Here is a 9523-nt window from a genome sequence, read left to right on the forward strand (position 1 = left end):
CGCAGTCCAGAAAAAGGTGTATATCAATAGGCATATATCATTCAGAATATGAAAGACATTCATAACATGAAAGAAAAAAGAGAAGGAAATGAACGCTGCGGCACGAATTCGCACGACTCTTATTATATCCGTTTTATCGCTTAATGCTTTTCTTTTAACAAGCTGTAGATTTGGCGTGAGTCTATATCTTTTAATGCATGTTGACTTATCTCACGCAGCACTTAACGCAGTGTCCGTAGCACTTATGACCTGCATAGCAGCACCACTTGGCGGCATTATCGCAGATAAATATCCACCAACTAGATTGTTTATAGCTCTAACGTTCTGCTTTGCCTTGCTGTGCACTGGATATGGTTTCGCTTTAGTAGCACAGCATAACCTTATTGCTATTATGGTTACGCTACTCGGCATAATATTCGGGTTCTTTACTGCATTTTCTTCACCTAATCAAAAAGTATTGATGGCGTATAGTGTACCAACTGGCGAAAAAACCAAATTTTTAGCAAGCATGCGCATATGGATTAATCTCAGCAGGCTTGCTGCACCTGCAATCACTGGCATATTTGTTGATATATGCAATCCTCTCATTTTCTTTACGAGCATTGCTATTGTGATGATATTAGCGGCGCTACCTCTACTGTTAGTTAATCTAAACCAGCAAGCACAAAATAGCGCAAACAATACGAAAACAGGAAGCAATAAAACTGCTGGTTTTGCAGCCTCTCTACACTATATGAAATCTACACCATGGTTAATAGTCTTAGGAGCAGTATCAGCATTACAATCTGGATCATGGCTTGCTGCATTTAGACTAATGGGAGCACACCATTGTCTCACGCTTTTTCATTCGGCATCCACATGGGGATCAATAGTCAGCATATTTAACATTGGCATGATTGTAGGTTCAGTATTATGCAAATATATTGTGCTACATTATGAGATTTTATACTCCATTTTATTACCTGGATTCCTTTCTATTCCTTTACTTATTTTCGCACTTAATAATTGGATTGCTCTTTTTCTTTGCTCTGCTTTCATTGCAGGTATTATTTTTGACGCCACTATTGTCTATGGGCAAACAGCTCTTCTCGACGGCATACCAACACGCATTCTCGGCGCAACTACTACTTTTACTTCTATTATGGAGCAATGCGGCATTATCGTAGGGTATGCAAGCGTACTAGCATGGGGAAATCTAAATTCATCATTATTCATAATGATTGCTTCTGGCGTAATACTTATTTCAACAGGTATAGCCTTATGGATTATTCAAGCTCGTAAACAAACATACCCATCAATGCTTACCAAAGATTATTGGACACCATCAACATGGGTAAAAAGAAGCATATAACAAGCCATTTAGCGCGACAGCGCAACAAAGCTATACAAATGCAATTACATCACAGGACAATTAGTTTGCACATCCTGTTGGAATCCTGATGGATCTCCAAGTTTTGCTTTACGCATGTGCTCTTTGAAAAAGTTTCGCGTTGCATCATCACAACGATCTGGACCCATAAACGGCATGCTAGGCACTTTTTCAAGCTCATGCAAAGCTTTACTTGCCGCTTGTTCATCACTAGCATACGTGTCTAGCCATTGCCGCTCCCAAGCACACTGATAATAATTAGATGCTTGCGTATCGCCATATCCACTCTGGAACTGACTGTCTTTTTCTTCTCCAACCAAGTTTGCAGGAGCTTTATATTTTTCAGGCCAACTAAGCTTTGCCACAGATTCCTGATATTCCTTCTCTATATGAGCAAAATCAACAATCTCTCTAGGCGAACTATTTTGCGAGCGCGCGCCACCCATACCACTCGCATTATTGTTGTCTACTCCTCCACAAGCATTGAACATAAGAAGCGCACTAAGCACACCAACAATAAGAGTTGCTTTACCAATAGTATGATTATTCATTATTCCTTCTTTCTTATTTTTTGAAAATTAACGCAATGCTAATGCTGGTTGTAAACGCGATGCTTTTATTGCCGGCACCACACTTCCAGCAAGTGCTGTGATAAAAGCCGCAATAACAGCTCCAATAGCGGCTTCATATGGGTAAACTGGCGGACTAACTGGGCTTGATGCATCCCAAAAACTTGATGCTATAGACACAAGACCAAAAGAAACAGCGACGGCAGCAATAGAAACTATCAACGCTAAAATAATCGCACTGCCTAACACGAGTGAAGCAATCGACCATCTAGTAGCACCCAAAGCTCTGCGTATAAGAAGTTCATGTGTGCGCTGCTCCAACGATGCTAAACCAATATTGATTAAACCTAGCGCGGAAACAAAAAGCAATAATGCTGCTACGATAGCAAAACTTAATTGCAATACTGTTATCACATTCTCGTAATCATCACTATTATCATGTCTTCTAATTTCGTTTACTTGCCCACCACAACAGTCATAAAGAGCATCTGAAACATAAGATTTAATTGATTTTTGAGAACGATTTTCTTTATTTAACCAGTAGATTGAGCCGTGAGTTTCTTTTTCAGAATATTCCCAAAGAGTTGGAGCGTAACGTAACAAGCCTAGAATATTCACGTATGCTTTTGCTGAGTCTACGCCATCGTTCACAACTCCAACAATCCTTATAGGACTCATTTGTGTTGTTTTGCGAGAAGTAATAAATGCTACTTCACCAATCTTGTATCTTTTGCTAGCAGATTGGTTTACTACCATTTCTAATGCGTTGCTTTTAGCGCTATTACTAAACCATCTTCCACTTACAATAGGTAAGTTATAAACTTTATTGTATCCTGACGTAGTGTAAACAGCATCAACATATTGAAGATTGCTAGTTTTATATTCTTCGCTTATTTTTACGCTCTTCAAAGCTGGCATAGAAGCGCTAAACAGTAGCCCAGTGTTTGGTTGTAGCATAACGTTAGCGTTACGATTTGCGGATTCAATGCGATTTAAGAATTTGTTAAATACTGAATATTCGTCAAAATTTTGTGCTGAAAAAGTAATCTCGTATGTTGATCTACGACCGTTTAGCTGTTCGTTAGTTGCAATAAGATAGTCCTTACCAACCGTGCCAATAAGCACTGACGCAATAACGGCAATGATGCCGATAAACATTGAAAAACCTGTAAGGAAGGATCTCATAGGAGACAGGCGCAAATCTTTAAGCAGCATGATCATAAAGAACACCGCCTTCCATAGTAAAAATGTGAGAGCAAGAACGAGCCACTTTCATATCATGAGTGACTAATAGTAATGTTGTTCCAGATTCTTGAACACGATCATGCAACACTTGAAGCACTTTTTCTCCCGTGCTACTATCGAGCGCACCAGTTGGCTCATCGCAAATAAGTAATTCGGGATTAGTGACGAGAGCACGCGCTATCGCGACTCTCTGCTGTTCACCGCCTGATAGCCTTCCAGGGTATTCATTTAGTTTATCTTGCAATCCAACAGCACATAATGCTTCTTCTATCGTTTTCCTTCTTGTCTGCTTGCTTTGTTGTAGCCCTGCGTACAAAAGCGGCAACTCAACATTTTCTCTAATGCTTAAATGCTTAATAAGCGAATAGTTTTGAAAAACAAAACCAATATTTCTAGCGCGCATATGCGATACTGTAGCATCACTACACTTTTGGATTGATTTGCCAGAATAATAGTATTTTCCAGTAAAATTTTTATTCAAAAATCCAATAATAGAAATAAGACTTGTTTTGCCGGAGCCAGACCTGCCAACTACCGCGTATGTTTCACCTTGATTAAGTAACATAGAAGCAGAGTTGACAGTGGTAAGCCATTCGCCATTGCCTAGTTTTACACGCGCTGACACGTCTTGTAGTTCAACCAGTGGAACAGGATTGTTCTCCATAATCATTGCACTCCTGGAATGAGATCAGGAGAAACACCTGCTACAACATCACCCTCATGCAAACCAGACGTAATTTCAATATTAGCGCCGTCACTGATTCCAAGACCAACTTCTTTACGCTCCCAATTATCGCCTTTCTTGTATGAGACTAATCCTTTTTGGACTCTTCCAGCAACTGCACTAACAGGCAGAGTTAGAACCGATTGTTTATGCTTGCCATTAAAAACAAGCGTCGCATTTTGGCCTGATTCTACTTCTGTGCTTTTATCTATTAAACACGTTAAAACTTTTGACGATACACTAGGCGTACTTTGCGCACTCGACTCATCTGTTTGAGTTGAATCAGCATTATCATTCTTGCTACTACCCGAAGCTGCAACATCTGTAGAAGTTCCACCGCTTTGTACTATTTGCAAACAATTGGTTGGCCCAACACCATCTTCAACTTGGAAGCGACCTTTAACATCTGCAATATCCGCAGAACGAAGTAAAGCTTTTGCGTTAAGGCTTATTGAAAAACCTTCATATTTAAGAGTAAATAGCGGGAAAGATTTAGGCACGTCCGCAGATGATTCAGCCACTGACACAACTTTAGCGTCTACTGGAGCAATAACTTTGTTACCAGCATTGTAGCCTAAAATACTTCCAGCTTTTACAGCACTTCCTGCTTTTACCGATGGAGAAAAATTCCCTCTACTTACAGCAGTGATAACAAAGGTAGACGATTGTTCTATTGTTGCTTTACCCGACACAACTTGTGTTAAAGGCTGTTTTTTGACTGAAATAAGTGGAACTGAATCATGCGATGCCTGCTGTTGACTATCATCAACTGCTCTACCAGCGCATGCAGTAAGCAAACACGCTGGCAGAGCAGCTAACAAGAATACTTTCGTAAACTTACGCATAACACAAAGTTCCTTACTCTCCAAACTCGTAGACACATAGGATGCGTCGAAACAAGCCTCTCAAACTGATCCAAAATAAATAAAAGGCTCGGCAATGCTGCAATTAACGCTTTTATGATTACCACTTCATTTAGAATTTCAGCTCTTGGTTAATAGCTTATAATCGCCGTAAAGAGTTTGCATCATACTAAATGATGATTTTATTTATGATTATTGGAGCTTGCGTAATACCAGAGAATGATTTATTTTGCATAGAGTTTATACACTACTGAGCAACTTGCTTGCGCATAGACGCAACCACATTGTGATTAAATCACTAAGCTTTAATCGAACTTATTCGCTGCGGAGTAACCCCCCGTAAGCTCCAGTAACTACCTTTATACAATCTGCTTTGTAAAGGTTTTCCTAGACAAGATATTCATCATACAAATTCAAGTACTATTATTACTTAAATAATGCTTTTCTAAAGGAGCAATATGATAGCAAAGCATATTACTGTTGGCATTGTTGATGATGATTGTTTTTGTCTACACGGCCTAAAAACATATATTGAGCAGGTTGTTCCGTCCTGCAGTATTTGCTGGTTATCCGCGTACGCCAATCAAGCAATTCAATTTTGTCAAAATCAATGCCCAGACGTGCTGCTAATTGACATGTATATGTCTGGGGTTTCGGGAATTAAAATATTATACGAATTGCGAAGAAGATACTCACTCCCAATAATAATTGCTATAACTTCATTCCCTATAAACGATTATGCTTTAAAAGCATCAACAGCAGGCGCACAAGGCATTGTTGGAAAGAACCACCCAGAAACTATTTGCGCCATGCTTAGCAGTATTGCCCATGGCACATTCAAGCCACAAATAATAGGCAATCTTCATTTTGACGACACGACGACAGCATTTCAACGTTTGCAAAATAAGCCAAAAAATGGACGCCTTGCTTTAACGGATCATGAGACTGAAATTGTAAAGTTGTGCAGTAGAGGAATGACTAATGCGCAAATCGCTAAACGTTTATTTGTTGAAACTTGTACTGTGGAAACTATCCTTCGTCGCGTGTTCAAAAAACTGAATGTGACGAATCGTTCACAACTTATTACTACATGGCTGCATGATGAATATTTAGGAAATGATACACAATGATTATTTTCTTAATGCGTCGTTTACGAGAAAAGCTTATTGACAATAAAACATTTTTACTATTGGGATGTTTGTCGAGCGCAATGGATGCGTATATTTACTCGAATAGCGACAATAGCACAATACAACTTGTTATAGTTTACATGATTCTTGCTGCTATAAATCTGTTCCTTTGCTTGCTTCCGCATTTTATGAGCATGTGCTATATTTTTGTGCATCTCAGCATTCTTGCTATTCCTAGTCTGAATCTTCCACCAGTAACTTTCGGGCTCATCATATCATTTGTTTTTATTTCGTATTTATATCCGATTCAATTTACACTACCTTTATTCTTAGTAATAGACGCATTACACTACGTTGCATACCGATACCTATCAACTTTATCTTTCAAGTATCTTATTGCTTACCTTTTAATAAATATATTTTGCGTTTGCACTGGTATTATTTTGCGTATTTCTCACCAAAAAATGGTTCTTTATGAAAAAGATAAGCAAACAATTAATAATCTTCATCTGGCTGTGCGAATGCACGATAGATTAACTAATAAGATTGCAGATATTGCACTACAAAGTAAAATAGCATTACTTGACAAGTCTATTTCTAAAAAACAGCGAAGTGCTATTGAGGCAATAAATGATTTGGCAGATCAGGCTTTTGAAGAAGGACATAATATTATCGACATTCTACGTGGAAATACTGCTAAGCAAGATGCTCGAAGCGAGTTCATTCAGCACATCGAAGATACACTACAAATGAACGACTCAATCAATACATCTTGTGAATTAAAAGGAAGATCCATATGCAATATATCTAGTAACGATATTCCTGAAGACATTAGCGATGAAATCATCTGTGAAGTTATTGAATTAATCGAAGAACTATATTTGAACATGCGAAAATATGCTTCTTTAGTTTATTACATCAGAATTTCGATACGTAAAAAACAAATTGTTATAAAACAGTTCAATGTTCGATTTTTGGGCGGAAAAAGTAAAGATGCAATTCGCTCAGTATCTCAAAAAGGACTTCTGCTTCATCGCGATACCATAAAGCATTTAGGCGGTTCACTCTATTTTCGAGCCTTTGGTAAGTATTGGGAATGTAATGCAGTTATACCTTTAAAAAATGAACATAACTGTATAAATAGTATACTTTACTGATTCAGTTTAAAAGATTAATGAATCTTGAGTAGTTTTAATTAGTAATTATTTGTAAAGGTTTTCATATACAAGATATTGTTTACCTTTTAGCGCGCCATTAATTTATAAATTGTAAAGGTTTTATATACGCAATTATTTTCTTGTATTAGAAGGAGAAGAATATGAGTAATTTAGAAGATACAAAAGCACAAATTCCGTCCGTATTTTGGACAATAGCCAATGGCGTATTTCTTGCTAGCGGAATTGCGCTGATTGTAATGCGTAATGATTATCTATGGGGAGTGCCTCAAATTATCGCTGGATTATTTGGACTTGCAACCATGTTTCTCATTAAAAAACCGTGGTGCGCGCAACTATATTTTATCGTATCCTCACTAGCTGTAATAGCAAATGGGCTTATGGAAATATTCGGCATAATCCACGGATCTGGATACGGTTATGTTCCGCTGATTATTGGTATAATCGTGCTTTTATTTATAGGCCTTGACAAGGATGAAAGTTCAAAAGCTCTTGGAATTGCCAAGAATAAATAAAAGCATTAGATTGCGATTTTAACTTAAAAACATATCGCAATTTTCAAAGGTCAAGTTGTAGCCATGCATCCTACGGCTTGACCTTTACTTATTTATCCGTTATTTATTTGTTTTGCATAGAGTTTATACACTACTGGGGTTATAGGTCAAAAAGTGTGTAAAACTAAGCTGATGAGTATTCTGTGGCATAAACTAGTCTCAGCACTGTTAAAAACTCAGTCAAGTATCTTAAGAAAGTAACGGTTATATGTTACTGGTGCAGTACGTAATCTGCGTTAGTAACAGCCTTTGACGATTTATTGTTAAATACTCAGCTAATACATGCTTCGAACGCCGCTTAACATAAGAAATAACCCACATTCGATATACTGCGAGCCTTACTGCTATAAGGGTTATGAGCTTATTTTTACACACTTTTTGTCCAGGTGGCGAATGTGCAGAAAACAGATTCGATTACCGCAAAACCCTTGTATTGCAAGGTCTAAGACATGATTTCTTACACACTTTTTGGCCTATAACCCCACTACTGAGCAACTTACTTGCGCATAGTCTCAACCACATTGATTTGAATCACTAAGCTTTAAGCGAACTTATTCGCTGCGGAGTAACCCCCGTAAGCTCTGCAACATCACGAACCGTCAAGCCCTGATTCCTTAGTATGTGAACCGTTTCACGCATAAGCATAGATGCCTCTTGCTGAGTTTTTATAGCTGCAGATTTTGCATCTAGCATGCGCTGAAGCATAAGCTCATCTTGCTCACTAAGTTTCGGAGTTACTTTCACGCCATTGACTTTAACATTTAAAGTTGCAGCAGCGTCTTTTACCATTGCTGCAACCTGATCAAGTCTACGTACTTGAGTAAACAATCCTGGTATTTCTGGCACTTCTATAGCCCACCAGCCATCGCATCTGCGAGCTATAGCGGTCACCATTTGCAAACAAGTCGTTGCATTATCATGCTCAGTAGCACTCATTGATTAAGTCTTTTCTCCAACTCTTTTCGCTTCACGCATATAAGTGTGTGCCTATTTATCAATTCAGTAAATAGGCGTTGCATACAAAAAAATCGTATAAATCCATAACCGCAATGTGCGCAATTCTATCTGATATTTTCCAAAGTACTTTGGATTTTGCAAAATAGATTGGTTTGTGCGAAGTTACTTTTCCTGCGCAAGCTCGATTGGCGGATGCTCCGCGCGGAAAGCATTTACGTGCGCTCCAGACGCATACCCTAACGCAAAACCAGTAATCAGCGCATACTCCGGCGGAATGTCGAATACTTCGTCAAGCGGCGAACGCCATGTAGCAAGAACTCCAAGCGGGCATGAATCTACACCTTGCTCTTTGGCAGCCAACAGTAACGTTTGCAGCATAATTCCAGCATCCAGCGCAGCAAACGGCAGAAAATCACGGCGCACAAGCACAAATCCCATAACTGGCGCACCGAACGCCTGGAAGTTGCGCAAAGTGTGAGCATTTCGAGCAGGAAAATCTTTGCAATCAATATTTAAATGTTTATACAACGCCAATCCTAAACGAGCGCTGCGTTCTTTAAGCGATTGTGGATACGGAGCCATTACAGGAAAATCTCCATCCGGCTGGCTCATTTTCTGGGCTATAAGGCGTTCTTCTTCGCTAAGGGTAGCGTCTTTAGTGCGAAACATTGCTTTGCATTTTTGCACATATGCGTCGATTAGCTGCTGCTTGCGTTCTCCTTGAGCAATAGCGAGCATGTAGCCACGCGTATTGGACCAGCTCGGTGATTGTGCAGCTGTTTGCAAAATAGTTTCAAGTATTTTAGAATCGACGGGCTTATTTAGAAAATCACGTGCAGAAAATCGCGACTTTGCGAGTGCTTCAAAAGTTTGTGTAGTCATGCTTTTAGTATATCGCACCAAATATGCACGCAGTACTTTCCTGGCGTTTGCGCGA

At 39.0% G+C, this 9523-nt stretch carries 10 protein-coding genes; 4 read left to right on the forward strand and 6 right to left on the reverse strand.

The features are described from left to right. Nucleotides 1-88: 88 nt before the first annotated feature. The gene (locus HXT37_RS06700) at nucleotides 89-1351 is read left to right on the forward strand and encodes an MFS transporter (protein WP_421779500.1); all 1263 of its coding nucleotides are present in this window, start codon (nucleotides 89-91) and stop codon (nucleotides 1349-1351) included. A 44-nt stretch (nucleotides 1352-1395) separates the two neighbouring features. Here HXT37_RS06700 and HXT37_RS06705 read toward each other — a convergent pair whose 3' ends face one another. From HXT37_RS06705 to HXT37_RS06720, 4 genes are read right to left on the reverse strand one after another with little or no spacing between them, the layout of a single operon-like run. Beyond that, nucleotides 1396-1920: a hypothetical protein gene (locus HXT37_RS06705; RefSeq protein ID WP_102703483.1), complete on the reverse strand. Its 525-nt coding sequence runs from the start codon at nucleotides 1918-1920 to the stop codon at nucleotides 1396-1398. A 27-nt stretch (nucleotides 1921-1947) separates the two neighbouring features. After that, nucleotides 1948-3159, reverse strand: a complete 1212-nt coding sequence (locus HXT37_RS06710; RefSeq protein ID WP_421779502.1) for an ABC transporter permease — start codon at nucleotides 3157-3159, stop codon at nucleotides 1948-1950. Next, entirely contained in the window at nucleotides 3143-3853 is a 711-nt protein-coding gene (locus tag HXT37_RS06715) for an ABC transporter ATP-binding protein (protein ID WP_102703485.1), read from the reverse strand. Before HXT37_RS06715 ends, HXT37_RS06710 begins: the two co-directional genes overlap by 17 nt. After that, complete coding sequence (locus HXT37_RS06720; RefSeq protein ID WP_102703486.1) at nucleotides 3850-4752, reverse strand: efflux RND transporter periplasmic adaptor subunit; 903 nt, start codon at nucleotides 4750-4752, stop codon at nucleotides 3850-3852. The genes HXT37_RS06715 and HXT37_RS06720 overlap by 4 nt, the downstream gene beginning before the upstream one ends. Before the next feature lie 476 nt (nucleotides 4753-5228). Between HXT37_RS06720 and HXT37_RS06725 the strand changes: the two genes are divergently transcribed. From HXT37_RS06725 to HXT37_RS06735, 3 genes are all read left to right on the forward strand, one after another. After that, nucleotides 5229-5900 (forward strand): response regulator, encoded by a 672-nt coding sequence (locus tag HXT37_RS06725; RefSeq protein WP_004108214.1) that lies wholly within the window; start codon nucleotides 5229-5231, stop codon nucleotides 5898-5900. Continuing rightward, a complete protein-coding gene (locus HXT37_RS06730) occupies nucleotides 5897-7057 on the forward strand; it encodes a histidine kinase (protein WP_421779503.1) in 1161 nt (386 codons plus the stop codon). The genes HXT37_RS06725 and HXT37_RS06730 overlap by 4 nt, the downstream gene beginning before the upstream one ends. A gap of 161 nt (nucleotides 7058-7218) precedes the next feature. Beyond that, complete coding sequence (locus tag HXT37_RS06735; RefSeq protein ID WP_004112863.1) at nucleotides 7219-7590, forward strand: hypothetical protein; 372 nt, start codon at nucleotides 7219-7221, stop codon at nucleotides 7588-7590. A gap of 573 nt (nucleotides 7591-8163) precedes the next feature. Here HXT37_RS06735 and HXT37_RS06740 read toward each other — a convergent pair. Both HXT37_RS06740 and HXT37_RS06745 read right to left on the reverse strand, forming a co-directional pair. Beyond that, entirely contained in the window at nucleotides 8164-8565 is a 402-nt protein-coding gene (locus HXT37_RS06740; protein ID WP_116773608.1) for an XRE family transcriptional regulator, read from the reverse strand. A gap of 183 nt (nucleotides 8566-8748) precedes the next feature. Further along, nucleotides 8749-9468, reverse strand: coding sequence for a nitroreductase family protein (locus HXT37_RS06745; protein WP_421779505.1), 720 nt, complete (start codon nucleotides 9466-9468; stop codon nucleotides 8749-8751). Nucleotides 9469-9523: the final 55 nt, after the last annotated feature.

It is taken from the genome of Gardnerella sp. DNF01151, assembly GCF_049244235.1.
Taxonomy (GTDB): Bacteria; Actinomycetota; Actinomycetes; order Actinomycetales; family Bifidobacteriaceae; genus Bifidobacterium; species Bifidobacterium swidsinskii.